21 protein-coding genes are annotated in these 23,211 nt (G+C 66.5%); 6 read left to right on the plus strand and 15 right to left on the minus strand.

What is annotated here, in order from left to right; translation table 11 throughout:
* Positions 1-5: 5 nt before the first annotated feature.
* The 8 genes from ARGLB_RS10055 to ARGLB_RS10090 form a co-directional block, all read right to left on the minus strand.
* On the minus strand, positions 6-740 hold the full coding sequence (locus tag ARGLB_RS10055; protein ID WP_043418628.1) for a lysophospholipid acyltransferase family protein: 735 nt from the start codon (positions 738-740) through the stop codon (positions 6-8).
* The gene (gene cmk / locus ARGLB_RS10060) at positions 733-1,446 is read right to left on the minus strand and encodes a (d)CMP kinase (protein WP_003801821.1); all 714 of its coding nucleotides are present in this window, start codon (positions 1,444-1,446) and stop codon (positions 733-735) included. The genes ARGLB_RS10055 and cmk overlap by 8 nt, the downstream gene beginning before the upstream one ends.
* Positions 1,446-2,555, minus strand: coding sequence for a prephenate dehydrogenase (locus ARGLB_RS10065; protein WP_003801823.1), 1,110 nt, complete (start codon positions 2,553-2,555; stop codon positions 1,446-1,448). Before ARGLB_RS10065 ends, cmk begins: the two co-directional genes overlap by 1 nt.
* A 3-nt stretch (positions 2,556-2,558) precedes the next feature.
* Complete coding sequence (locus ARGLB_RS10070; RefSeq protein ID WP_003801825.1) at positions 2,559-3,779, minus strand: pseudouridine synthase; 1,221 nt, start codon at positions 3,777-3,779, stop codon at positions 2,559-2,561.
* A gap of 106 nt (positions 3,780-3,885) precedes the next feature.
* Positions 3,886-4,515: an SMC-Scp complex subunit ScpB gene (scpB, locus tag ARGLB_RS10075; RefSeq protein ID WP_003801827.1), complete on the minus strand. Its 630-nt coding sequence runs from the start codon at positions 4,513-4,515 to the stop codon at positions 3,886-3,888.
* Positions 4,512-5,351 (minus strand): segregation and condensation protein A, encoded by an 840-nt coding sequence (locus ARGLB_RS10080; protein WP_003801829.1) that lies wholly within the window; start codon positions 5,349-5,351, stop codon positions 4,512-4,514. The genes scpB and ARGLB_RS10080 overlap by 4 nt, the downstream gene beginning before the upstream one ends.
* 5 nt (positions 5,352-5,356) lie before the next feature.
* A complete protein-coding gene (locus ARGLB_RS10085) occupies positions 5,357-6,256 on the minus strand; it encodes a ParA family protein (protein WP_003801831.1) in 900 nt (299 codons plus the stop codon).
* 248 nt (positions 6,257-6,504) lie between these two features.
* Complete coding sequence (locus tag ARGLB_RS10090) at positions 6,505-7,845, minus strand: cation:dicarboxylate symporter family transporter (protein WP_043418633.1); 1,341 nt, start codon at positions 7,843-7,845, stop codon at positions 6,505-6,507.
* Between the two features lie 139 nt (positions 7,846-7,984).
* Between ARGLB_RS10090 and ARGLB_RS10095 the strand changes: the two genes are divergently transcribed.
* A complete protein-coding gene (locus tag ARGLB_RS10095; RefSeq protein ID WP_003801834.1) occupies positions 7,985-9,721 on the plus strand; it encodes a sensor histidine kinase in 1,737 nt (578 codons plus the stop codon).
* A complete protein-coding gene (locus ARGLB_RS10100) occupies positions 9,718-10,431 on the plus strand; it encodes a response regulator (protein ID WP_003801835.1) in 714 nt (237 codons plus the stop codon). Before ARGLB_RS10095 ends, ARGLB_RS10100 begins: the two co-directional genes overlap by 4 nt.
* A gap of 120 nt (positions 10,432-10,551) precedes the next feature.
* Here ARGLB_RS10100 and ARGLB_RS10105 read toward each other — a convergent pair whose 3' ends face one another.
* On the minus strand, positions 10,552-12,240 hold the full coding sequence (locus ARGLB_RS10105; protein WP_003801837.1) for an HNH endonuclease signature motif containing protein: 1,689 nt from the start codon (positions 12,238-12,240) through the stop codon (positions 10,552-10,554).
* 391 nt (positions 12,241-12,631) lie between these two features.
* Here ARGLB_RS10105 and ARGLB_RS10110 point away from each other — a divergent pair, with 391 nt between their 5' ends.
* From ARGLB_RS10110 to ARGLB_RS10125, 4 genes are all read left to right on the plus strand, one after another.
* Positions 12,632-13,288 (plus strand): GntR family transcriptional regulator, encoded by a 657-nt coding sequence (locus ARGLB_RS10110; RefSeq protein ID WP_003801839.1) that lies wholly within the window; start codon positions 12,632-12,634, stop codon positions 13,286-13,288.
* Complete coding sequence (locus ARGLB_RS10115) at positions 13,281-14,801, plus strand: MmgE/PrpD family protein (RefSeq protein ID WP_003801842.1); 1,521 nt, start codon at positions 13,281-13,283, stop codon at positions 14,799-14,801. Before ARGLB_RS10110 ends, ARGLB_RS10115 begins: the two co-directional genes overlap by 8 nt.
* Complete coding sequence (gene prpB, locus ARGLB_RS10120; RefSeq protein WP_003801844.1) at positions 14,802-15,707, plus strand: methylisocitrate lyase; 906 nt, start codon at positions 14,802-14,804, stop codon at positions 15,705-15,707.
* Positions 15,708-15,776: 69 nt separating this feature from the next.
* A complete protein-coding gene (locus ARGLB_RS10125; RefSeq protein WP_003801846.1) occupies positions 15,777-16,916 on the plus strand; it encodes a bifunctional 2-methylcitrate synthase/citrate synthase in 1,140 nt (379 codons plus the stop codon).
* A gap of 87 nt (positions 16,917-17,003) precedes the next feature.
* Here the strand turns inward: ARGLB_RS10125 and ARGLB_RS10130 are convergent, their stop codons facing one another.
* The 6 genes from ARGLB_RS10130 to pyrG form a co-directional block, all read right to left on the minus strand.
* On the minus strand, positions 17,004-18,527 hold the full coding sequence (locus ARGLB_RS10130) for a hypothetical protein (protein WP_043418635.1): 1,524 nt from the start codon (positions 18,525-18,527) through the stop codon (positions 17,004-17,006).
* Position 18,528: 1 nt separating this feature from the next.
* Positions 18,529-19,053 (minus strand): RNA polymerase sigma factor, encoded by a 525-nt coding sequence (locus ARGLB_RS10135; RefSeq protein WP_003801850.1) that lies wholly within the window; start codon positions 19,051-19,053, stop codon positions 18,529-18,531.
* Positions 19,054-19,128: 75 nt separating this feature from the next.
* On the minus strand, positions 19,129-19,620 hold the full coding sequence (locus ARGLB_RS10140) for an 8-oxo-dGTP diphosphatase (protein ID WP_003801852.1): 492 nt from the start codon (positions 19,618-19,620) through the stop codon (positions 19,129-19,131).
* Between the two features lie 54 nt (positions 19,621-19,674).
* Positions 19,675-20,703 (minus strand): site-specific tyrosine recombinase XerD, encoded by a 1,029-nt coding sequence (gene xerD / locus ARGLB_RS10145; protein WP_003801853.1) that lies wholly within the window; start codon positions 20,701-20,703, stop codon positions 19,675-19,677.
* A complete protein-coding gene (locus ARGLB_RS10150) occupies positions 20,703-21,365 on the minus strand; it encodes an NUDIX domain-containing protein (RefSeq protein WP_003801855.1) in 663 nt (220 codons plus the stop codon). Before ARGLB_RS10150 ends, xerD begins: the two co-directional genes overlap by 1 nt.
* A 32-nt stretch (positions 21,366-21,397) precedes the next feature.
* Positions 21,398-23,155 (minus strand): CTP synthase, encoded by a 1,758-nt coding sequence (gene pyrG, locus ARGLB_RS10155; protein ID WP_003801857.1) that lies wholly within the window; start codon positions 23,153-23,155, stop codon positions 21,398-21,400.
* Positions 23,156-23,211: the final 56 nt, after the last annotated feature.

Consider the following 23,211-nt stretch of genomic DNA (forward strand, 5'->3'; position numbering starts at 1 on the left):
TTTCCTTAATGGTGGTCTGCCGGCGGCCCGGCTACTGCTGTTGTACGTTGGTGCGGATGATCCGCGGAGGGCAATGACAGCCCGCTGAGCCGGACAGTGTCGCGGATGTGCGCGGCCAGAGTGTTACGGATTTCCGTAGCCGCCCTGTCCATTGAAGCACGCCCGGTTTCTTCCGGTTTCCGGCCGAGCGCGAGGGGCTGGCCAAAGCTGACGTGCAGCCTGCGGCCCGGTTTCGGGATGCTGTCCAGGTGTTCGCCGCCCTGCCGCGTGCCCAGGATGGCCACGGGCACCACGACGGCGTCGGAATTCAGGGCGAGCCACGCCACCCCGTTGCTGATGCCGGCTGCGGTGCCGCTCCCCCGGGTTCCCTCGGGCAGGATGCCGACGCAGCGGCCGGCGTCGAGCACGTCCTTGCTGAGCTGCAGGACCGAGCGGTCCCCCGCCCGGTCAACCGGAAGCTGGCCCGATGCCTTCAGCACGCGGCCCAGGAAGCCCTTGAACATCTCCTTCTTAACAAGGATGTGCATGGGCCGGGGTGAGGCACCGAACATGACGGGTCCGTCGAGGAAGCTGATGTGGTTTCCTGCGAAAATCACCGGCCCCGCGGCCGGGACGTTGGAGCGCCCGGTCACGGATGTGCGGTAGACGATGTTGTTCAGGAACCGGCCGACGGGCCGGCTCCAGGCCGTGGTCCAGCTGCCGGGAACTCCAGCCCCCGGCATCCTGGCGGAATCACTCATGGTTGATGACCTTGGTGACGATGCGCAGCGCGGCGGACACGGTTTCCTCGAAATCCAGCTCAGATGAATCCAGAGTCACTACGCCGTCCGCCGCCTGGGTGAAATTCACCACCGTGGAATCCTTCGCGTCCCGCTGGGTCACCTGGGCGGCCAGCTGCTCAGCGCTTTGCGTCCCGCCGAGCTGGATGCCGCGACGGCGGAGCCGCGCCTCCTCGCTGGCGGTCAGAAGCATGCGGACCTGGGCAGCGGGCGCGACGACGGTGGTGATGTCCCGGCCCTCCACCACCATGCGGCGGTTGTGCTTTTCAATCAGGGCGCGCTGGCGGCGGATGAGTTCCGTCCGGGCACCGAGCGTGGTGGCGACGGCACTGACGGCCGAGGAGATGGCCGGTTCCCTGATGGCGTCGGTGACGTCGGTGCCGTCGACCCGCACATACTCGGCGTGCGGGCTGGTGCTGATGTCAAGCGGCAGTTCTTCGGCGGCCAGCTCGACGGCGGAGGCATCGGCGAGGTCTGTGCCGCGGTCGAGGCAGTACCAGGTGAGGGCACGGTACATGGCGCCCGTGTCCAGATAGGCAAGGCTGAGCCGGCGGGCCACTTCCTTGCTGACGCTGGACTTTCCGGAGCCGGACGGCCCGTCAATGGCCACCACGAGCGGGCGGCCAAGCCGGAGGGCAGGCAAAGTTTCGGTCAGTTCCTGTGTCATTACTGCAGTACCCGCCATCCACGGTCGCTTAGTGCTTCTACAAGGAGGTCATGCGCGCTCGGCAGCACCGAGATCTCCACCATGCCCACATTCTGCCCTGAGGAGTGGTCCAGGCGGAGATCTTCGAGGTTGACGCCAATCTCACCGATCTCGGTCAGCAGCCTCGCGATCTGGCCGGGCCGGTCGTCCACGAGCACCGTGAGCCAGGAATATGCCTGCGGCGGCCCGCCGTGCTTACCCGGAATCCGTGCCTGCCCGGCGTTGCCTTCACTCATCAGTTGGGCCAGGTCGAGACGGGCTCCGGCGGCTGCGGGGTCCTCAAGCGTTCCGATCAGCCGGTTGAGGTCGTCGCGAACCCCGTAAAGGATCTGCACCACCTTGCCGGCATTCGCACCCAGGATCTGGACCCACAGCGTGGGGTCGCTGGCTGCGATGCGGGTGGTGTCGCGGAGCCCGTTCCCCGCGAGGGAGAGGGCGTGCAGCGGCGTGTCCTGCAGACGGGTCGCCAGCAGCGAGGACATCACCTGCGGCAGATGGGACACCAGGGCCACGGCGCCGTCGTGTTCCTCGGCCGTGAACTGCGAAACGACAGCACCGAGGTCGGTGGCCAGCGCCCGCGCAGCCTGGACCGCCCCGGCCGAGGATTCCTCGGTCGGGCATACAACCCACGGCATGGAGGTGAAGAGCTCGCCGCGGGCGGCGACGGGCCCGGATTTCTCGCGTCCGGCCATGGGGTGGGTACCGACGTAACGGCTGAGGTCCGCGCTGCGGGTGCGCAGGTCATTCAGGATCGCCGCCTTGACGCTGGCGATGTCGACGACGGTGGCGTACGGATAGTCTGCCAGCGCTCGTTCCACAACGTCCGCGGTTACGTCCGGCGGCGATGCGACAACCACGAGTTCAGGACTTTCATCCCCCATGGCCGCCAGCGGGAGGCCGGCGCCGATGTCAACGGCGACCGCCTGGTTGGTGGGCGAGGGATCGGACAGGTAGACCGCAACGCCACGGCCGCGCAGGCCAAGGCCGATGCTGGTGCCGAGCAGGCCAGTGCCAATAACGACGACCGGGCCGTTCAGGTGGCCGCGGCCGTGCGTACGGAAAGCCGACATCCCTTACAGCCCCACGGATGCCAGCAGGTGGCCGACTTCCTGCTTGCCCAGGTTGCGGATGCTTCCCTGGCGCTGGTCGCCCAGACCGATGGGGCCCACCTTGACGCGCACCAGGCGCAGCACCGGGAACCCCACGGCGTCGAACAGGCGCCGGACAATGCGGTTCTTGCCGGAGTGCAGCACAACTTCGATCAGCACGTGGCCCGGGGTTGAGTCGACCAGCCGGAAGGAGTCGACCGACGCGAAGCCGTCCTCGAGTTCGATGCCGTCCTTGAGCTGCGCGCCGATGCCCTGCGGGAACGGCCCGCGGACCTGGACGAGGTAGGTCTTGGGGACCTCGTAGGACGGGTGGGTCAGCCGGTTGGCCAGCTCGCCGTCGTTGGTCAGCAGCAGCAGGCCTTCGGTGGCAACGTCCAGGCGCCCGACATGGAAGAGCCGTTCACCCTGGTTGTTGCGGATGTAGTCGCTGATGCACGGCCGGCCTTCGGGGTCCTCCATGGTGGACACGACGCCCTTGGGCTTGTTGAACACCATGTAGACCAGCGTGTCATCTAGCTGGATGCGCAGGCCGTCCACGTGGATAACGGCGGTCTTGGGGTCGACGCGGACGCCAAGCTCGGTCACGACCTTGCCGTCGACTTCCACGCGGCCCTCGGCGATCATTTCTTCACAGACGCGCCGCGAGGCGACTCCGGCCGAGGCCATGACCTTCTGCAGACGGACGCCGTCGGCGTCGTGGACCTCCGACTGCGGCACCTCGGCGCGGGGACCGCGCGTGCGGGAGGGCCGGCGGACCGGCCCCAGACTCTGGCCGAAGCGTTCGCTGCCGAAGGCGCGCGAACCCGCCGTCTTCGGGGCGCCCGACTTGGGCTTCAACGCGCCCGGGGTGCCGGGGGCTTTGTTCGCTCCGGGCTTCCGGGCAGCGGCGGCCTTGCGTGCGCCGGCCTTGGGTGCCCCAGTCCTGGACGCGGGGGCCTTGGACCCCGGCTTCCAGTCGCCGGCCGGCCGGCGGCCCGCGGGTGCCTCGTCCGGATCGACGAAGCGCTCCTCGCGTGGCTTGGCCTTGTAGGTGCGGTCGCCGAAGGGGCGGTCGCCGCCCTTGGGGAAGTCGCGCTTCCCGGCGCCCGCCCCGCGGCCCTGTGCTGCGCCGCGCGGCGCGTTGCGCTCCGGACCTTTACGTCCGGAGCTGTTACGTGGTGAACCCTGGCGTCCCGCCTGTGTCATGACCCGTCCTCTGTGATTTTGACCGGCAAAGGTTGTCCAGAGACAACACTAGCCAGCCGTGCAGATTAAATCTGCCCTGGTAAAAACTGCTTCGCAGGCGTGGCGCCTACATTCTTCCGGCGTCGTAGAACTCTTCAATTCCTTCAAGCCCCGGAAGGTGCGGTGAAAGCTGAGGCAACTCAGCCACCGAGCCGATTCCCATGCGCTCAAGGAAATACGACGTCGTGCGGTACAGGACAGCGCCCGATTCCGGATCTGTTCCGGCATCCTCGATCAGCCCGCGCTGGGTCAGCGTCCGCACGACAGAGTCAACGTTGACTCCGCGAATTGCCGACACCCTTGCCCTGGACACCGGCTGCCGGTAAGCGATGACAGCGAGTGTCTCGAGCGCCGCCTGGGTCAGCCTGGCTGTCTGCCCTTCCAGGACGAAAGTACCGACGACGTCGGCGAATTCAGCCCGGGAGTAGATGCGCCAGCCGCCGGCGACATTCCGCAATTCAAAACCCCGGGGGCTGGAAGCGACTTCATGCTCAGGTCCATTACTGCCAGTTTCCATATCCGGGGCTTTAACAGTATAGCCGTCATAATCACGCTGCAGGTCCAGCAGCAGCGCCTCGACGGCGGGCACCGTCAGGTTGAGTCCTGCCGCGAGGTCGGTGGCGGAGGTGGGCTCGTCCAGCACCATCAGCACCGCCTCAAGCGCGGCGCGTTCCCGGCCCGCAATTGGATCCGTCATGGCTGCTCCTCGTATTCCTCACTCAGGTGCTCCCCTGTCCATCCGGTGCCGGCCGCTGTCCAACGCACGGTCAGGTCGCCCAGCGGCGCCACCTGGTCGAAGGCCACCACCTGGTCCCTGAACAGCTCCAGAAGCGCCAGGAAGCGCGCCACCACAACCAGGGTGGATTCGGCGTCGGCGATCAGGGCCCGGAATGTCAGGGGCTGGCCGTCCTGCAGCCGCAGTCCGATCAGCTCCGCCTGCTCGCGAACACTCACCGTGCCGCCGTGCAGGTGGGCCACACCGACCTCCGTCGGCGCCGGGGCCTTGGGCTTGAGCGCGGCCTCGGCCAGCGCCGCGAACTGTGCGGGGCTGTGCTTCCAGACGAGCTCCGGCAGCATCGCGGCGAAATGTTCCTCGAGGGCGACCTGCCGCGGATAGCGAAGGGACTCCAGTTCCAGCGTGGCGTCCATCAGCGCAGCGACCTGTTTGAAGGCCTTGTACTGCAACAGCCGGGCAAAGAGCAGGTCACGTGCCTCGAGGAGGGCGATGTCGTCGTCGTCCTCCACCTCGCCTGCGGGCAGCAGGCGCGCTGCCTTCAGGTCCAGCAGCGTGGCCGCGATGACGAGGAACTCACTCGCCTCATCAAGGGCCCACTCCTCCCCCAGCTCCTGGAGGTTCCGGATGTACCCGATGAACTCATCGGTGACCGTGGCCAGGGCCACCTCGGTGATGTCCAGCTGGTGTTTGGAGATCAGCCCCAGCAGGAGGTCAAAGGGGCCGCTGAAGTTGGCAAGGCGAACTTCGAAGCCGGACCGCCTGGCCTCGGCGGGGGGCGTTGCCGGCTCTGCGGTCATGCGGGCTAGGGCGCGCCGCCGCGCGAAATCAATTCCTTGGCGAGGCGGCGGTAGGCGTCGGCACCCACATGGTTTCCGGCGTAGCTCGTGATGGGCTCGGCGGCCACGGTGGCGTCGGCGAACTTGATGGAGCGCTTGATGACGGTTTCGAAGACCTTGTCCCCGAAGGCTTCCACCAGGCGGCTGATGACCTCGCGGCTGTGCAGCGTGCGGGCGTCGTACATCGTGGCCAGCACGCCGTCCACCTGCAGCCGCGGGTTGAGGCGGTCCTGGACCTTGTCGATGGTTTCGACCAGCAGGGCCACCGCGCGCAGCGCAAAGAATTCGCAGATCAGCGGAATGATCACGCCGTGGGCCGCGGTCAGGGCGTTGACGGTAAGCAGGCCGAGGGAAGGCTGGCAGTCGATGAGGACGACGTCGTACTCGTCCTCGACCTTCTTGAGCGCCCGGTCGAGAACCTGCTCGCGTGCCACCTCGTTGACCAGCTGCACTTCGGCCGCGGAGAGGTCTATGTTGGCGGGCAGCAGGTCCACGTTCTCCACGCCGGTCTGGTGGATGGCCTCGCGGATATCGATCTTGCGGTCCATCAGGACGTTGTAGACGGTCAGATCCAGCTCGTGGGGGTTGACGCCGAGCCCGGCGGACAGGGCGCCCTGGGGGTCAAAGTCCACCAGGAGCACACGCCGGCCGTATTCGGCCAGCGCCGCGGCAAGGTTGATGGTGGAGGTGGTCTTACCCACCCCGCCCTTCTGGTTAACCATGGCTATGACGCGGGCCGGTCCATGGGAGGACAGCGGCGCGGGCTCCGGAAAATCGCGGTGGGGGCGGCCCGTGGGACCCATAACGGCGTCTTCCAGGTCGAGTTCCGTGCCTTCCAGAGTTGCTGAACCCTGTTCGCTGCTCACGTATCAATCCACACTTTCGATGACGGTGATTTTCTGCCGCTGTCTGCCAGCGCCCCTGCTACTTCCACCCCAAGGTTACAGCGCCCGACACGGCATTCCATGGACCTTGACTTTTGACGGCGTTTGAGCCTTTACCTTGTACCTGAAGTCGAAGGTTGCTGGCCGGCAGCAAAGAAACCGCCCGCACAGGCTTGGCCTGTGCGGGCGGTTTCGCTGTGGCTGTATGGCCGGCGCCTTGTGCCTTGACCTTATGCCTTGGCCGGTACGGCCTGCTCGGGCGTTTCCGCCACACCGTGGTGGTGCGCCACCATCGTCTGCTCGTCGAACGGATCCTGGCCGGACAGCACCAGGTTCACCTGCTCGCCGTCGACCTCCTTGACCCAGGTGCCGATCAGCAGGGTGGCGACGGCGTTGCCGGTGAAGTTGGTCAGCGCACGCGCCTCGGACATGAAGCGGTCGATTCCCACGATCATGCCGACGCCGCCCAGAAGTTCAGGCTTGTGTGCCTGCAGGCCGGCAGCAAGCGTGGCCAGTCCGGCACCGGTGACGCCGGCTGCGCCCTTGGACGCGATGATCATGAAGATCAGCAGGGAGATCTGGGCGCCGAGATCCAGCGGCGTTCCCATGGCGTTGGCCACGAAGAGCGAAGCCATGGTCAGGTAGATGGCCGTGCCGTCCAGGTTGAAGGAGTAGCCGGTCGGCACCGTCACGCCGACCACCGGCTTGGAGACGCCCAGGTGCTCCATCTTGGCGATAAGGCGCGGCAGGGCGGCCTCAGAGGACGACGTCGAGAAGATCAGCAGGTACTCGCGGGCCAGGTACTTCATCAGCCTGAAGATGTTCACACCGGTGACAACCTGCAGCAGGCCGCCGAGGATGACGACGATGAACACGGCACAAGTGATGTAGAACGCGATCATCAGGGTGAACATGCTCACGATGGCCTGGAAGCCGGTGGCGCCGACCACTGCGGCGATGGCACCGAAGGCACCCACGGGGGCAAGCCACATGATCATGATCAGGATGCGGAAGACCAGGGCCTGGCCGTGCCCGATGGCCCTCAGGATCGGCGCGCCCTGCGGGCCCATCCGCTGCAGCGCGAAGCCGACGAGGATGGCAGCGAGCAGGGTAGGAAGCACCGGAATGTCGCCGGGAATGATGCCCAGCAGGAAGTCAACCGTACTGTCCGTGGCCGCCTTCTTGTTGGGGTCGTATGGCGCGAGCTGCAACCCTTCACCCGGGTGGATGAGGTTGCCGACAACGAGGCCGATCGCCAGGGCGAAGGTGGACATGACGACGAAGTAGCCCAGGGCCAGTCCGCCGACCTTGCCGACGGTGGCCGCCTTGGCGATGGAGCCGATACCCAACACGATGGTGCAGAAGATGACCGGGGCGATCATCATCTTGATCAGCTTGATGAAGCCGTCACCGAGGGGCTTGAGTGATTTTCCGACCTCGGGGAACAGCAGTCCCACCAGAGCGCCGAGAATGACAGCGGCGATAACCGCGATGTACAGGTAGTGGGACTTGTCGAGTCCCTTGCGCTCGGCCTTGGCCGGCACTGCCGACTCTCCTCGTTGAGAAGCCATCTTTCTCTCCTTATGGATAATCTGGAAGACGCTTCGGCACAATCTCTGGGCTCCGCGCGTCGGTCCTTTGTGATTTCCATCATTCGCCACGGAGTGACTTGGCTCACCGTTGCGTTCATATTGGTCATGGGAGGTGTTGATGATCCACCGCTGGAGCATTGCGAGGCGGCTGTTCGTGGCGAACCTGCTGTTCATGCTGGCCCTGACGGCCATCGTCGGGACGGCCGTCTTCGTTGACGCCCGGGACCATGCCTACGAGGAAGCCGGCCGCCGGATGGGGGCTTTGGCGACGTCCATCGCCGATAACCCGCTTGTTCTGCAGGCCGCCGGTACCGGGAACCCGACGGCGCAGCTCCAGCCCTACGCGCTGAGGGTCATGGCCGACTCCGGGGCCGACTTCATCACCATCATGGCGCCGGACCGGACGCGGTGGACGCACCCTTTGGACGAGGAGCTGGGCCGCCCGTACATCGGTTCGATCCAAGAGGCCCTCGAGGGCCGCGTGTTCACCGAGATCACCGCCGGAACGCTCGGGCCGTCGGTGCGGACGATCGCTCCGGTGAAGGACGCCCGCGGTGGGGTCCGCGCGCTTGTGGCGGCCGGCGTGACCGTTAACACGGTGGACGTGGCTGTGTCCGGCAGGCTGCCGGCGCTGCTGGCGGTGTCCGGGTTCCTGCTGGCAGGCGGATCGCTCGCGTCCTGGTTTCTTGGCCGCTACCTGCGGCGCGTGACCAGGGGGTGGGGACCCGAGCAGCTGGCCCAGCTCTTCGCCTACTACGAATCCGTACTCCACTCAGTCCGGGAAGGTGTTGTCCTGATCGATCCGGCCGGAAGGGTGGTGATCTACAACGACCAGGCGGCCGAACTGCTGGGCCTGGAACCGCGGGAAGCCGAGGACGACCACGCGGCCACACCGCAGCTCGCCGACCTGCCCCTGGCGCCCAGCCTGAAGGAGCTTTTTGAATCGGGTCGCACGGCCCACGACGAAATCCACCTCACCCATGACGGCGTCCTGGTGGTAAACCAGCGCCCTGCAGTGGGGCCGGGATCCTCCGCCGAACGCCGGCGCGGCCCGGTGTTCGGAACCGTTGCCACCATCCGCGACCGCACGGAGATCGAATCCCTGGGCACCGAGCTGGAGAGCATGCGGACACTTTCCGATGCCCTCCGCGCCCAGACCCACGAGCATGCAAACCGGCTTCACACGATGGTCTCCCTGCTGGAGCTGGGCAGGACGGACGAGGCCCTGGACTTTGCCACGAAGGACCTGGAGCTGAGCCAGCAGCTGGCGGACGACGTGATCGGTTCGGTCCAGGAGCCGGTGCTGAGCGCCCTCGTCATGGGCAAGGCGGCCGAGGCCCACGAGCGCGGCGTGGAGCTCGTGGTCGAGGCGTCCGGGCCGGCCCTCAGCGGAGAGCTGGCCGTACAGGACCTCGTCACGGTGGTCGGCAATCTGCTCGATAATGCCATTGACGCCGCCGCCGACGCCCCCGCACCCAGACGGGTGGAGCTGCTGGTGGACACGTCCCGCGGCGACCTGGAGATAGCGGTGCAGGACTCCGGCAAAGGCATTGACCCATCAGCTGTGGACGACGTGTTCCGCTACGGTTTCAGCACCAAGACCGCCGGGCCGTTCGGGCGGGGCCTTGGCCTTGCGCTGGTCAAACAGGCCGTCCAGCGTCTGGCCGGTACCATGACCATAAGCAACTCCGGCACCGGCGGGGCGCGCTTCCACATCGCGCTCCCGGCCAGCGCCGCTACCGGCACATTGCCCCCAGACACCTTTCCGCCCGGCACGTTGCCGTCAGGCACATTACCGCCAAGCACATTGCCGTCAGGCACGCCTACATCGAGCCTCCCGGAGGAGCACACGTGACAGACATCCGAGTCCTCGTCGTCGAGGACGAGCCCGTCGCGGCTGCGGCACATGCCGCCTACGTGGGCCGGGTGGACGGCTTCACGCTGGCAGGAACGGCTCCGGACGGCCAGTCGGCGCTCCGGATGCTCACTGAATTTTCCGCCGCCAGCAGCCCGGTGGAGCTGGTTCTGCTGGACATGAACCTGCCGGACCTGCATGGTCTCGATATCGCCCGGCGGATGCGCTCCGCCGGGCACTTCGCCGACATCATTGCCATCACAGCTGTCCGGGAACTGGCGATTGTGCGCAGCGCCGTCTCCATCGGCGTCGTGCAGTACCTCATCAAACCGTTCACCTACGCGACGTTCGCGGACAAGCTGGAGAGCTACCGGCAGTTCCGTGAACAGCTGGCGGGGCCGGAGGCGGGGTCGGCGAAGGCGGCGGCGTCGCAGAGCGATGTGGACCAGGCCTTCGCCAGCCTGCGTGCGCCGTCCGAGCTTCCGCTGCCGAAGGGTCTGGCCCCTTCAACGCTCGACGCCGTCCGCGACTTTATCAAGGAACAGCCCGGTGCCGTCTCCGCCACCGAAGTCATGACTGCCCTGGGCATGTCGAGGGTGACCGCGCGGCGGTACCTCGAGTACCTCGCCGACGCCGGAACGGTGTCCCGGACGGCGCGGTATGGGGCTCCGGGCCGTCCCGAGAATGAATACCGCTGGTCCCGCGCCTGACTTACGGGGATCCCTGTAAATGGGCACCCGTCAATCCTGCCCGCTCATGATCATCCAGACCCCTTGGGCGGGACGCGCCTTCAGGCATGCCGCTGAGCAGGCACTGCCATGGGAGGCGCCTTAAGCGGCCGCGGGTGAGGACCAGCGGGGCCAGGGATCCTCAGGCAGTGGTGGTCCGGGGCCGTCGAGGGCTCCTGGGCTCTCGAGATCGTCAAGGTCGCCGAACACGTCGGAGTCATCAGGCTCGCCTGGCTCATGCGGCGGTTCGGGCCAATGGGGCGGCTCCGGCGGGATCGGTGGATCCTGCCGTTCTTGGCCGCGTAGCCGCTCGGGCCAGGTTGGTGGTTCCCAGTCCTGCTGTTCGCTGGCGTAACAGCGGCCTGACGGTGAGATCCAGCCAGGCGGACTCCCACGGGTCGCGCCGGCCGGTCTCCACGCTGTGGCGTGTTTGAGTCTGTGGTGTTTGGGGCAGGGCTGGCCGAGGTTGGTGACGCCGGTGGGCCCGCCGTCGGCCCAGGCGAGGATGTGGTCGGCGTCGTTGTCCAGGGAGTGGTTGTTGCAGCCCGGGAACGTGCACCGTGCGTCCCTAAGCCGCAGCCACTGGCGCATCGGCTTCGTGAGCCGGTAGCTGGTGCTTCCGATCTCCAGTGGTGCTCCGTCCCTCGGATCGGTGAGCACTCTCCGGAACGACGCAGCGCCGTCGGCGACGAGCCGGCGGGCCATCGACGGGGGGATCGGCCCGTACCCGTCGAGTGTGGCTGGTTCCTCAGTCAGGCCGAGCAGCGAGAACACCGGCACCGTGACCAGCACCTGGGCCCTGGGGGAAGGCATCTTACCGGCCTGCACGTCACCGGCCTGCACTTCACCGGGCGGGACGGATCCTGCCGGCGCAGAGCCTGCGGGCATGCCGTGAAGACGCTGGCCTGGGCCGAGCAGCCATGCGGCGGCCACGTCCGCGCGCAGTTGGGTCAGGGTCCGGGAATCGGTCGGGCCCTGCAGGGCGCGGGCGGCGGCGGTGGCGCGATCCCAAATCCCGGCAGCCTGATCCGCGGGCAGATACGCCGAGAGCCAGGCCATGCCGTCCCGATCCGGCACATACTCCAGCCGGCGGTCCGTCGCACTGTTCAGGTGGCGGGTTTCGCTGCTGACCGGGTGGTGCCGTTCCCGCCAGTACCGCGCCCTGGCCCGGAACCTGGACGCTGTCAGCTCCCCGGCCGGGCAACCCCGCGCCGCGTTGGGAGCGTCCGGGTCCAGGAAATGCGCCTCAAACGCCGCTGCAGCGGCCCGGTCCAGCCCGTCCGTTTCATCGCACATTACCCGGGCATGCTGCCAGGACAGGGTCCCCGCCCCGAGTGCGGACAGCGTCAAGGGCAGGTCCCTGCTCAGCGTGGCGGAGTCAGCCAGGAACCGCGCCGCCGACCCTTCACTCACGGTCAGCGCACACGCCACCGACGCCGTCACAGACATCTGCGTGGCGGCCTGTTCCGGTGCGGACGCGTCCGGCGGCGCCACGGCCGCGACAGTACCGGCGAAGCCGGCCGCGGCGTGCGCTTTCAGCGCGGCCACCCGGGCCTCCAACCTTGCTGCCTCGGCCAGTACGTCCAGCCATGCATCCGCCTGATCCTGCAAAGGATCCGCACCCAACCCCGCACGAGAACCGGTAAGTGAACCAGCACCGGCCAGTGGATCAGCGCCAGCCAAACCCCCAGAACTTGCCCCGGTCCCGGCGGCCCGACGGACAACAACAGCCAACCCAGCGACGTCGGACTCAATGCCCTCCATCGTCACCACAGCAGCCTTGCCATCCATACGCACAGCATGTCAGGGGGCACTGACATTAATGCCTACCCAACGAGACACACGCCATGGGAGGCAGGACGTTCAAAGCCCGCCCGCGCTGGCTAGCGGCCGAAACAGCGCCGCCCAAGGCAAACCTGCGCCTAGGTCTCGTCCTGGTTGCCGCGAGTGCCACCGGTGCCCTGCCATGCCGTTTTGTCCTACCCCGGCGCCACTCATCATGCCGCCACGAGACAAGGACCGTGACGGCAGATCCATGCTGCAGCGTGCCTCACCAGCCAAGCAAGCCGGTGTCAACTGTATACAAAGGTGGCGGTCAGGTCCATGTTCTGCGCAAAGATACTAGGCAAAATCCACTCGGATGTATACACTCAGGGATCAACAGCTGATGAAGGGAGGCGGCATGCGCGCGAGTGACAGGGCCTACGCGGCACTGCGCGATGACATCATCGAATGGCGCCTCCTCCCCGGCACGGTACTCGCCGAAGTGGAGCAGTCCGCCAGGCTGGGAATCTCCCGGACGCCGCTCCGCGAGGCACTGAGCCGGCTCACGGCGGAGGGGCTGACGACGGCGGGAGGCCGCGGCGTCGTCGTCACCGACATCTCGCTGGACGACATCGACGAACTGTTTGAGCTGCGCGAAACCCTTGAGGGGAAAGCTGCAGCCCTGGCGGCGCTGCGCGGCGACGCCGCCGTCTTCCGCGCACTGCAGGAAGAGCTGCTGGGCGCGCCCGCCCTGCTCAACTCCCCGGACCCGAACCGGCACGACTACTACGAGCTCGTTGGCCGCCTGGATACTGCCATCGATGCTGCCATTTCCAACTCGTACCTGGCCCAGGCCATGCGAAGCCTGCGCGTCCACCTTGTCCGTGTCCGCAGGCTGGCCGCTGACGACCAGGCCCGGCTCACGGCGGCCGCGGCAGAGCATGCTGCAATCGCCGAAGCGATAGCGGCCGGCAACCCCCGGCTGGCCGAGGCAGCCACCACCGTCCACCTGCACCGCAGTCTTTCCCACGTCAAAGCCGTCCACGCATCCGCCCAGAAGGAGCCCCATGGTTAAGGAACACCACGTCCGCGTATACAAGAGCGAGGAAAACCTCCCGCGCGAACAACAGCTCGCCCACAAGATTGCCGTGGTGGCAGCCGATCCGGTGGCCGTTTCCGACGACGTCACGGATATGGTCATCAACCGGATCATCGATAACGCCTCGGTGGCCGTCGCCTCGCTGAACCGCGCCCCCATCGTCGCGGCCCGGGCGCAGGCCCTCACCCACGGCCCGTCCAGCGGCGGCAAGGGGGCCAAGGTCTTCGGCATCGGTGAGCGGGTTTCCCCCGAGTGGGCTGCCTGGGCCAACGGCGTGGCCGTCCGTGAACTGGATTACCACGACACGTTCCTCGCCGCGGACTACTCGCACCCGGGCGACAACATCCCGCCGATCCTGGCCGTCGCCCAGCACGTGGGCTCCAGCGGCAAGGACCTGATCCGCGGCATCGCCACCGGGTATGAGATTCAGGTGAACCTGGTGAAGGCGATCTGCCTGCACAAGCACAAGATCGACCACGTCGCCCACCTCGGCCCCTCCGCGGCCGCCGGCATTGGCACCCTCCTTGGCCTCGACGTGGAGACAATCTTCCAGTCCGTGGGCCAGGCCCTGCACACCACCACTGCCACCCGCCAGTCCCGCAAGGGCGAGATCTCCACGTGGAAGGCGCACGCCCCGGCCTTCGCCGGCAAGATGGCGATCGAGGCGGTGGACAGGTCCATGCGCGGACAGACCTCCCCGGTTCCCATCTATGAAGGCGAAGACGGCGTCATCGCCTGGCTGCTGGACGGCCCCGACGCCTCCTACGAGGTCCCGATGCCCGAAGCCGGCGAAGCCAAGCGCGCCATCCTGGACACCTACACCAAGGAACACTCCGCCGAATACCAGGCCCAGGCCTGGATCGACCTCGCCCGCAAGCTGAACCGGGAACACCCCGAGGCCACCGATCCGGCGAACGTGAAGTCCGTCCTGATCAAGACGAGCCACCACACCCACTACGTGATCGGCTCCGGCGCCAACGACCCCCAGAAGTACAGCCCCACCGCGAGCCGGGAAACCCTGGACCACTCCATCCCGTACATCTTCACCGTCGCATTGCAGGACGGGGCCTGGCACCACGTGGACTCCTACTCCCCCGAACGCGCCGCCCGCCCGGACACCGTGGAGCTGTGGCAGAAGGTCTCCACCGTGGAGGACCCGGAGTGGACCCGCCGCTACCACTCCCTGGACATCTCCGAGAAGGCCTTCGGCGGCTCCGTGGAGATCACCCTCACCGACGGCACTGTCATCCGGGACCAGATCGCCGTGGCCGACGCCCACCCGTTGGGCGCCCGCCCGTTCACCCGCGAGCAGTACGTCAACAAGTTCCGCACGCTGGCTTCCGGGCTGGTGACGGAGGATGAAATCGAAAGGTTCCTCTCCGCCGTCGAACGCCTCCCGGAACTGGCAGCGGGCGAGCTGGACCAGCTCAATATCGCGGCGGCCCCCGGCATCATCGATTTCAGCGCCGCGCCCAAGGGGCTGTTTTAGATGCTCTACGCCAAAACGACGCCAGAGCAGAAACGCCTGAAGCTCCGTGAACTGCTGGCCTCCGGAACCATCCAGCAGTTTCCCGGGGCGTTCAACCCGCTCTCCGCCCGGCTGATCGATGAGAAGGGCTTCGCCGGCGTCTACATCTCCGGCGCCGTCCTGGCCAATGACCTCGGCCTGCCGGACATCGGCCTCACCACGCTCACCGAAGTCGCAACCAGGGCAGGGCAGATCGCCCGAATGACCGACCTGCCCTGCATCGTGGACGCGGACACCGGCTTCGGCGAACCCATGAACGTGGCCCGCACCGTCCAGGAACTGGAAAACGCCGGGCTCGCCGGCTGCCACATCGAGGACCAGTTCAACCCCAAGCGCTGCGGCCACCTGGACGGCAAAAACGTCGTGGACCTGGACACCGCCACCAAACGCATCCGAGCAGCAGCCGACGCCCGCCGGGACCCGAACTTCCTCATCATGGCCCGCACCGACATCCGCGCAGTCGAAGGCCTCCAAGCGGCGAAGGACCGGGCAAAGGCACTGGTCGAGGCCGGCGCCGACGCCATCTTCCCCGAGGCCATGAAAGATCTGGAGGAATTCCAGGCCATCCGGGATGCCGTGGACGTGCCGATCCTGGCCAACATGACCGAGTTCGGCAAGAGCGACCTCTTCACCGTGGACCAGCTGCAGGCCGTTGGCGTGAACATGGTGATTTATCCGGTGACCCTGCTCCGTAGTGCCATGGGGGCCGCTGAGCGTACGCTGGACTCAATTAAGGCCGACGGAACGCAGGAGGCACAGGTAGGGAGCATGCTGACGCGCGCGCGGCTGTACGACCTGGTGGATTATGAGGCCTACAACCGCTTTGATACCGGCGTCTTCAACTTCCGGATCCCCGGAACCGACTGACGCCAATCCCCCGCAGGACCACCGGCCGGTCCGGCCGGTATTCGGACGCAAGGAACGAAGGAGTTCAGCATGGCTGAAGAAGAGATCAAGAAAGGCCTCGACGGCGTGGTGGTGGACTACACCGCGGTCTCAAAGGTCAATCCCGACACGAACTCACTGCTGTACCGCGGCTATCCCGTCCAGGAGCTCGCCGCCACGCGCAGCTTCGAAGAGGTCGCTTACCTCCTATGGAACGGCGAGCTGCCGTCCTCCGGCGAGCTGGCTGACTTTACGGCCCGCGAGCGCGCCGGACGGCCGCTGGATCCCGTGGTCAAACAGGTGATTGATGCCCTCCCGACGACTGCGCACCCCATGGACGTCTGCCGCACCGCAGCGTCGGTGATGGGCGCGCGCCACGAACTCGCGGAGGATTCCTCCCGTGAGGCCAACATGGCCAAGGCCCTGGACCTGTTTGCCTCAATGCCGGCCGTGGTGGCCTACGACCAGCGGCGCCGGCGCGGGCAGGACCCCGTGGAGCCCAGGGATGACCTCGGCTACTCGGCCAACTTCCTGTGGATGACGTTCGGCGAGGAGGCCGTTGCCGAGGTGGTGGAGGCCTTCAACGTCTCCATGATTCTGTACGCGGAGCACTCCTTCAACGCCTCCACCTTCGCCGGGCGCGTCATCATGTCCACGCTGTCGGACCTCCATTCGGCGGTGACCGGCGCCATCGGTGCACTCAAAGGGCCGCTGCACGGCGGAGCCAACGAAGCCGTCATGCACACCTTCGACGAGATCGGAATTCGGCCCGAGGAGTCGCTCGAGGAAGCCGCCGACCGCGCCAAGGCATGGATGGAGAACGCCCTGGCCCAGAAGAAGAAGGTCATGGGCTTCGGCCACCGGGTCTACAAGCACGGTGATTCCCGCGTGCCCACCATGAAGGCAGCCCTCGACAAGATGATCGCCCACTACGGCCGGCCCGAATTGCTGGGCCTGTACAACGGTCTCGAATCGGCCATGGACGAGGCCAAGGGCATCAAGCCGAACCTCGACTACCCTGCCGGCCCCACGTACCACCTCATGGGCTTCGACACGAACATGTTCACGCCGCTGTTCGTCGCCAGCCGGATCACTGGCTGGACAGCCCACTTCATGGAGCAGCTGAACGCGAACTCGCTCATCCGCCCGCTGAGTGCTTACAACGGTCCGGACGAACGGCACGTGCCGTAATCGGTCGCCTGCAACGTACGACGCCGGGCCGGTCACCTCTCTGGGGTGGCCGGCCCGGCGTCGTTTATATGAGCGTCCTTTGCAGAGTCAGGAGCTGATCTGCAGGCTTTGGATCATGCCCTTCAGCTTCTTATACTCGGGAGTCTCCAGATAGGCCCTGGCCTCGGCCATGCTGGCGAACGTCGGCTCGGTGGCACTGCCTCCGGCACCAGCGCCCGTGAAGGACAGGATTCCTCGGGGAGTGCCAGTAACCACCGCAATAATCTGGCAAGTGTCCTGCACAGGGCTGCTGTCCTTGTCCACCAGCCCCAGCTGGTAGGTGAATCCTTGGCCTGCAGGGGTACGGTCCAGGACGCGGTAGGAGAAACGGACTCCCCGCTGGACAGCCCAGTCTGCCGTGAGGGACGACAAACCTGTATCCAATTCGGTCATGGTGTACTTCTCGTTCGGGCACGCACCCCCGAGGCCACCGGCGGCGGCGTGCTGGAAATTCGCCACGGTCTCGCCCGCTTCGTCGGACACCGTGATTCCCGAGCCCGGGTAGTCCGGCGTTCCAACCGGGACGTCCTTCGCGGTCCAGCCCTGCGGGAGAACGAAGCTGGCTTTCCCGTCCTCGCTGACGAAGCGCGCGCTGGTGGCCGTTTTGGCCGGCTTTAATGCCAGGGAGATCAGCATGCGCTTGGTGTCCCGGTATTCTTGCGTCGCCATGTAGGCTTTGGCCTCGGCAACCGAGTCGAACGTGAGCGGAGCGCCCTGACCGTCGGACGTGAGCCAGACAGTATCGCCAAAATGCGCGAACGGGACATTGTCCGGGCCCAGGATGCCGTTGTATAAACCACACGTCGTGGGCTGCGGAGCTAAATCTCCGTCAGCCAGGGCGAGGGAACCATAGACCTTGTCTCCCTGGATCACACGGAAGACAAAAGCGGAGGGACCCTGAGGGTGTTCCTTGAGCTTGGCGGCTTTCTGCGGAATGTCGACAACCATGGAGTCGAGGGTCTGGTACGGCTTCGGGGCCGGGCACACCGGGCCACCCGTGACGTCGTAGACCAAGCCCAGGGTGGACACGGTCTTTCCGGCGGCAGTCTTCACTTCGACGATGTTGTAGGAACCGCCGTCGATGGTTTGCGGCATCTGGGACACAGTCCACCCCACCGGGTGTTCAAAGGTGGCCTGGCCGGTGGCGTCCGTGAAGGTGGTCCAGGTAACGGGCGCCGGTGTCGGCGCAGCAGGCGCAGCAGCAGCTGGTGCGACCGTCCGTGCTGCCGTCGGCTTTGGTGTTGCCGTCGGCTTCGCTGATGCTGCCGCCGTCGTTTCCGACGAGGTTGGTGCGACGGGGCCGGCAGGAGCCGGGGCGGATATCAGGGCGCCGAAGTTCGTTGCCACCAGCACACCGGCGCTCACCGCCGCTGCAGCCAAGGTCAGCACACCGGCAACGCGCGCCTGGCGCCGTTTCCGGTCCCGGAACCGCAGAACGTTGGCCGGCAGGCTGTCCGTGAACATCGGGGCCCCGGAGGTTACCCGCCGAAGGACCGCATCGGCGTCGGGCATCTCGGCAGGATCGTTGCGGAGCGGGTCTGACCCGGAAATCAGGCTTTTGATCGGATCCATCTCATGCACCCATCTTCTGTGTGACGGAGTTCTGTTTGCTCGCCCCGGGGGTCACCGGCATGTGCTTGCGGAACGCGGCCCGGGCACGGTGCAGGCGGACCTTGGCAGCAGCTTCGCTGCATTGCAGAACGCCGGCGATCTCCGCCACGCTCAGCTCGTCCCAGTAGGCCATTTGCAGGATGTCGCGTTCACTGTCGCGCAGCGCGGCCATGGCGTCGTGGACTAGCAGGTCCTCGGACTCCGCACCGGAGCGGAGCTCGGCGGACGCCCGGAGTTTTGCCTGCAGGGCCACGAACCGGTCTCGGCTCCGGTAAGCGTTGCCGATCAGGTTCCGTGCGACTGTCAGCAGCCACGCGATGTCCGCGTGCGGCTGGTCGTGCCATTTTTGCCAGACGACGCGGAACACGTCCGCTGCGAGCTCTTCGGCGAGCTCCGGCGATTCCACCCGCCGGCGCACGTATCTGTAAACCCGCGGATAGCTGTCCCTGTGAACGGCGATGAACGCCAGTTCGCGTTCCGAATCCACGTCTCCCCCAAACGTAAGAAGTAGTGTCCCTGACCAGGCAGGCTAACCGTTTAGTTTCCGGCAGGGAACGGGCGGTTACACGGCACGGAAGGAATATTCGGCGGACGCCACGGTCTCGTTGTCCTCGTTCAGGGTGATGACGGCATCGACGACGTTCCCGGCCAGCGCCAGCGGCAGCCAGTGCTCCGCATCCTGCCACATGCGCTCCAGTGGAAGGGCGGAAATAAGGAACCACTCCGGGATGATCTCAGGGCTCTCGACAGGTTCACCGGCCCACCGGCGGGACGTGAACAGGCGGGTGGACATGTTCCAGTCAGGGCGTGCGGGAAAGACGAACTCCACTTTTCCCGCGTCGAACAGGTCTTGCTCAAGGACGACGACGCCGGCCTCCTCCAGTACCTCCCGGCATGCCGCCTGGGCGTCGGTTTCGCCGGCCTCCACGTGCCCGCCCAGTCCGACGATCTTGCCCGTTCCGAAGCCTGTCCTCTTCAGGCCCAGGAGCACCTCAGGCCCTGACTCCGGGCGCTCCCGTAGCAGGAAGCAGAGGGTGACAGGCACGGAAGTCATGCAGACCAGCCTAGCGCTGCCTGCGCTTTCCGCATGTCTGTCCCTCGGCCGGGATTATCCCAGTGCCCGGGGATGCGCAGCAGCGTAGACTTCCCGCAGCGTGTCGGCGGTGACGAGTGTGTACACCTGCGTGGTGGTCACCGAGGCATGCCCGAGCAGTTCCTGGACCACGCGGACATCCGCTCCGCCTTCGAGCAGGTGGGTGGCGAAGGAGTGCCGGAGCGTGTGCGGGGAGACATCCTTGGTGATGTTCGCCTTGTCCGCCGCCGCCTTCAGGATGGTCCAGGCGCTCTGCCGGCTGATGCGCCCGCCCCTGGCGTTGAGGAACAGCGCAGGGGTGCCCTTGCCCTTCCCCGCGAGCAGGGGGCGGCCCCGCACCAGGTACGCATCGAGGGCCCGGGCCGCGAAGGAGCCAAGCGGCACGAGGCGTTCCTTGGAGCCCTTTCCAAACAGCCGAACGATGGCGGGGCCGGATTCGGCAGCCTGCACCGAGAGATCGTCGACGTCCAGGCCTACGGCTTCACTGATCCGGGCACCGGTGGAGTACAAGAATTCGAGCAGCGCCCGGTCCCGGAGGCCCGTCGCGGTGTCAGTACCGGCGGCTTCCAGGATTCTGGTGACTTCCTCAACTGTGATGGCCTTGGGCAGCCGTTTGCCGGGCATTGGCGGGTGGACATCGCTGGCGGGGTCCGCCGTCGTCGTCCCTTCCAGCGCCCAAAAGCGGTGCAGCCCCCGTACGGCCACCACGGTCCGCGCCGCGGACCGCACCCCCAGCGGGGTGCCGCCGTCGGCGCCGTCGGAGAGCGCTTGGGCAAAGCCCGTCACGTGGTGGCGGGTGATGTCAGCCGGGCTGCTGAGGCCCTGCCCGGCCAGGTAGGCAGAATAGCGGGCGAGGTCGCGGCGGTACGCGGAGAGTGTGTTTGCTGCGAGGCCCCGTTCGACGCCCATGTGCTGGAGGTAGTCGGTCACGCCGCGGTCAATCGCGGTGCGGGGCCGTTCCGGCGGCGCCGTTTTCGCGCCATCTGCCAGGTGGGGTGCCGCCGTGTCCGGAGATTCCTCCGGTGCCGCCGTGTCCGTGGGCATCAGCGCTGGCTGGGGTGCGCCGGCCAGGGGGCGTCGCCCGGCCGCAGTCCCCTGAAGCCGTCCGCTTTCGCGGCTGCAGCAGCAAGAATTCCGACGACGGCGGACGGGTTGTGCAGGTGGCCCTCCAGCACCGCCGCAACGGCATCCTCCAGCGGGATCCAATGCAGTTCGATTTCCGCTTCTTCGTCCGTGCGGACGTGCAATTCGTGGTGCGGGACCTCGGTGAGGCCGCGGGCCAGGTAGATGCGGATCGCCTCGCTGGAGGATCCGGGTGAATTGAAGAAGTCCACCAGGACGTTCCAGTCGCTGGCGATCAGGTCCGCTTCCTCGGCGAGCTCCCGCCCGGCGCCCACCACGAAGTCCTCACCCTCGACGTCGAGCAGGCCCGCGGGAATCTCCCACAGGTCCATGCCCACCGGGTGGCGGTACTGCTTGATCAGCAGCACCTCGCCGTCGTCGTTCATGGGGAGCACAGCGACGGCACCCGGGTGTTCGATGTAGTCCCGGACAATGGGGTCGCCCTCGGAGGTGAGCTTGAAGCTGTCGCTGACAACGTCCCAGATCCGGCCGTTGTAAACCCGCTCCCGGGAGAGCAGACGGCGCGGGCTCGGCGCATCCGAAACCTGCCGGCCAGCAGGGGTGTTTTCAGACTTACCGGGCATCGCGCCGTCCTTACTCTATGGGTGCTGTGAAATTACTCTGCGGTGGCTTCGCCGGAGCCGGCCGCGGCGGGCTCGAAACCGGTTCCGTCGCCGCCCCTCTGGTGGTCCAGGGCGGCTTTCACCAGGCCGGCAAAGAGCGGGTGCGGCCGGGTGGGCCGTGAGCTCAGTTCCGGGTGCGCCTGGGTGGCCACGTAGTACGGGTGGACCTCACGGGGCAGCTCCACGTATTCCACCAGCTTGCCGTCCGGCGACGTGCCGGAGAACACCAGGCCCTCGGCAGCAATCTGCTCGCGGTACTTGTTGTTCACCTCGTACCGGTGGCGGTGGCGTTCGCTGACGGTGGTCTTGCCGTAGGTCTCGGCGATGACCGAGCCCTCGTCCAGCTTGGCCTCGTACAGGCCAAGGCGCATGGTGCCGCCGAGGTCGCCGCGGCCCTCGACGAATTCGAGCTGCTCCTCCATCGTGGCGATGACCGGGTACTTGGAGTCCGGCTCGAACTCACTGGAGGACGCACCCTCCAGGCCGACGACGTTGCGGGCGTACTCGATGACCATGCACTGCAGGCCCAGGCACAGGCCCAGTACAGGCAGCCGCGATTCGCGCGCAAACTTCAGGGCGCCCAGCTTGCCTTCCAGGCCGCGGATGCCGAAGCCACCCGGAACGCAGATGGCGTCCACGCCCTCCAGGGACCGCACTGCGCCCTCGTGGGTTTCGCATTCGTCGGACGGCACCCAGCGGATCTTGACCTTGGCGTCGTTGGCGAAGCCGCCGGCGCGCAGGGCCTCGGTGACGGAGAGGTAGGCGTCCGGCAGGTCGATGTACTTGCCCACCAGGGCAACCTCAACCTCATGCTTGGGGTTGTGGACAGCTTCGAGGAGCTTGTCCCAGCTGGTCCAGTCCACATCCTTGAACGGCAGGTCCAGCGCCCGGACGATGTACGAATCCAGGCCCTGGGTGTGCAGGGTCTTGGGGATGTCGTAGATGCTCGGAGCGTCGGCGGCGTTGACCACGGCGTCGATGTCGACGTCGCACATGCGGCCGATCTTCTCACGCATGGCGTCGGGGACTTCGCGGTCCGAACGGATCACGATGGCCTCCGGCTGGATGCCGATGGAGCGGAGAGCGGCCACGGAGTGCTGCGTGGGCTTGGTCTTCAGTTCCTGCGAAGGACCGATGTACGGGACCAGCGAAACGTGGAGGAAGAAGACGTTGGTCCGGCCGATGTCCTGGCGGACCTGGCGGGCGGACTCGAGGAAGGGCTGCGACTCGATGTCGCCGACGGTGCCGCCGATCTCCGTGATGATGACGTCCGGCGCGTTCTTGCCCTCGGAGGGAAGCCGCATCCGGCGCTTGATCTCATCGGTGATGTGCGGGATGACCTGGACGGTGTCACCGAGGTATTCGCCGCGGCGTTCCTTGGCGATGACCGTGGAGTAAACCTGGCCGGTGGTCACGTTGGCCGAACCTTCGAGGTTTTCGTCGAGGAAGCGCTCGTAGTGTCCGATGTCGAGGTCGGTTTCAGCACCGTCGTCTGTGACGAAGACCTCGCCGTGCTGGAAGGGGTTCATCGTGCCCGGATCCACGTTCAGATAGGGATCGAGCTTCTGCATAGTTACTGACAAGCCGCGTGCCCGCAGCAGGTGGCCGAGGCTGGAGGCCGTCAGTCCCTTGCCTAGCGAGGACGCCACACCGCCGGTGACGAAGATGTGTTTGGTCGTCTTGGACGAGCCCGGGAACCGGGAATTTACACGGGAATTTGATCGCTGCACCACGGAATTCGAGCCTATCATCAATTGAGCCTTCCACGGATCGGGTATGCGTCCCCAAAGGCTTCAGTTTTCCCTGT

The organism is Arthrobacter globiformis NBRC 12137, from assembly GCF_000238915.1.
In the GTDB taxonomy this organism is placed as follows: Bacteria; Actinomycetota; Actinomycetes; order Actinomycetales; family Micrococcaceae; genus Arthrobacter; species Arthrobacter globiformis.

Excerpts from the sequence above, each read along its gene's own strand:
- pyrG (WP_003801857.1), bottom strand. The coding sequence starts at position 23,155 with ATGATAGGCTCGAATTCCGTGGTGCAGCGATCAAATTCCCGTGTAAAT.
- ARGLB_RS10140 (WP_003801852.1), bottom strand. The coding sequence starts at position 19,620 with ATGACTTCCGTGCCTGTCACCCTCTGCTTCCTGCTACGGGAGCGCCCG.
- ARGLB_RS10150 (WP_003801855.1), bottom strand. The coding sequence starts at position 21,365 with ATGCCCGGTAAGTCTGAAAACACCCCTGCTGGCCGGCAGGTTTCGGAT.
- ARGLB_RS10090 (WP_043418633.1), bottom strand. The coding sequence starts at position 7,845 with ATGGCTTCTCAACGAGGAGAGTCGGCAGTGCCGGCCAAGGCCGAGCGC.
- ARGLB_RS10080 (WP_003801829.1), bottom strand. The coding sequence starts at position 5,351 with ATGACCGCAGAGCCGGCAACGCCCCCCGCCGAGGCCAGGCGGTCCGGC.
- scpB (WP_003801827.1), bottom strand. The coding sequence starts at position 4,515 with ATGACGGATCCAATTGCGGGCCGGGAACGCGCCGCGCTTGAGGCGGTG.
- prpB (WP_003801844.1), top strand. The coding sequence starts at position 14,802 with ATGCTCTACGCCAAAACGACGCCAGAGCAGAAACGCCTGAAGCTCCGT.
- ARGLB_RS10130 (WP_043418635.1), bottom strand. The coding sequence starts at position 18,527 with ATGGATCCGATCAAAAGCCTGATTTCCGGGTCAGACCCGCTCCGCAAC.
- ARGLB_RS10055 (WP_043418628.1), bottom strand. The coding sequence starts at position 740 with ATGAGTGATTCCGCCAGGATGCCGGGGGCTGGAGTTCCCGGCAGCTGG.
- cmk (WP_003801821.1), bottom strand. The coding sequence starts at position 1,446 with ATGACACAGGAACTGACCGAAACTTTGCCTGCCCTCCGGCTTGGCCGC.
- ARGLB_RS10065 (WP_003801823.1), bottom strand. The coding sequence starts at position 2,555 with ATGTCGGCTTTCCGTACGCACGGCCGCGGCCACCTGAACGGCCCGGTC.
- ARGLB_RS10070 (WP_003801825.1), bottom strand. The coding sequence starts at position 3,779 with ATGACACAGGCGGGACGCCAGGGTTCACCACGTAACAGCTCCGGACGT.
- ARGLB_RS10105 (WP_003801837.1), bottom strand. The coding sequence starts at position 12,240 with ATGGATGGCAAGGCTGCTGTGGTGACGATGGAGGGCATTGAGTCCGAC.
- xerD (WP_003801853.1), bottom strand. The coding sequence starts at position 20,703 with ATGCCCACGGACACGGCGGCACCGGAGGAATCTCCGGACACGGCGGCA.
- ARGLB_RS10125 (WP_003801846.1), top strand. The coding sequence starts at position 15,777 with ATGGCTGAAGAAGAGATCAAGAAAGGCCTCGACGGCGTGGTGGTGGAC.
- ARGLB_RS10110 (WP_003801839.1), top strand. The coding sequence starts at position 12,632 with ATGCGCGCGAGTGACAGGGCCTACGCGGCACTGCGCGATGACATCATC.
- ARGLB_RS10115 (WP_003801842.1), top strand. The coding sequence starts at position 13,281 with ATGGTTAAGGAACACCACGTCCGCGTATACAAGAGCGAGGAAAACCTC.
- ARGLB_RS10095 (WP_003801834.1), top strand. The coding sequence starts at position 7,985 with ATGATCCACCGCTGGAGCATTGCGAGGCGGCTGTTCGTGGCGAACCTG.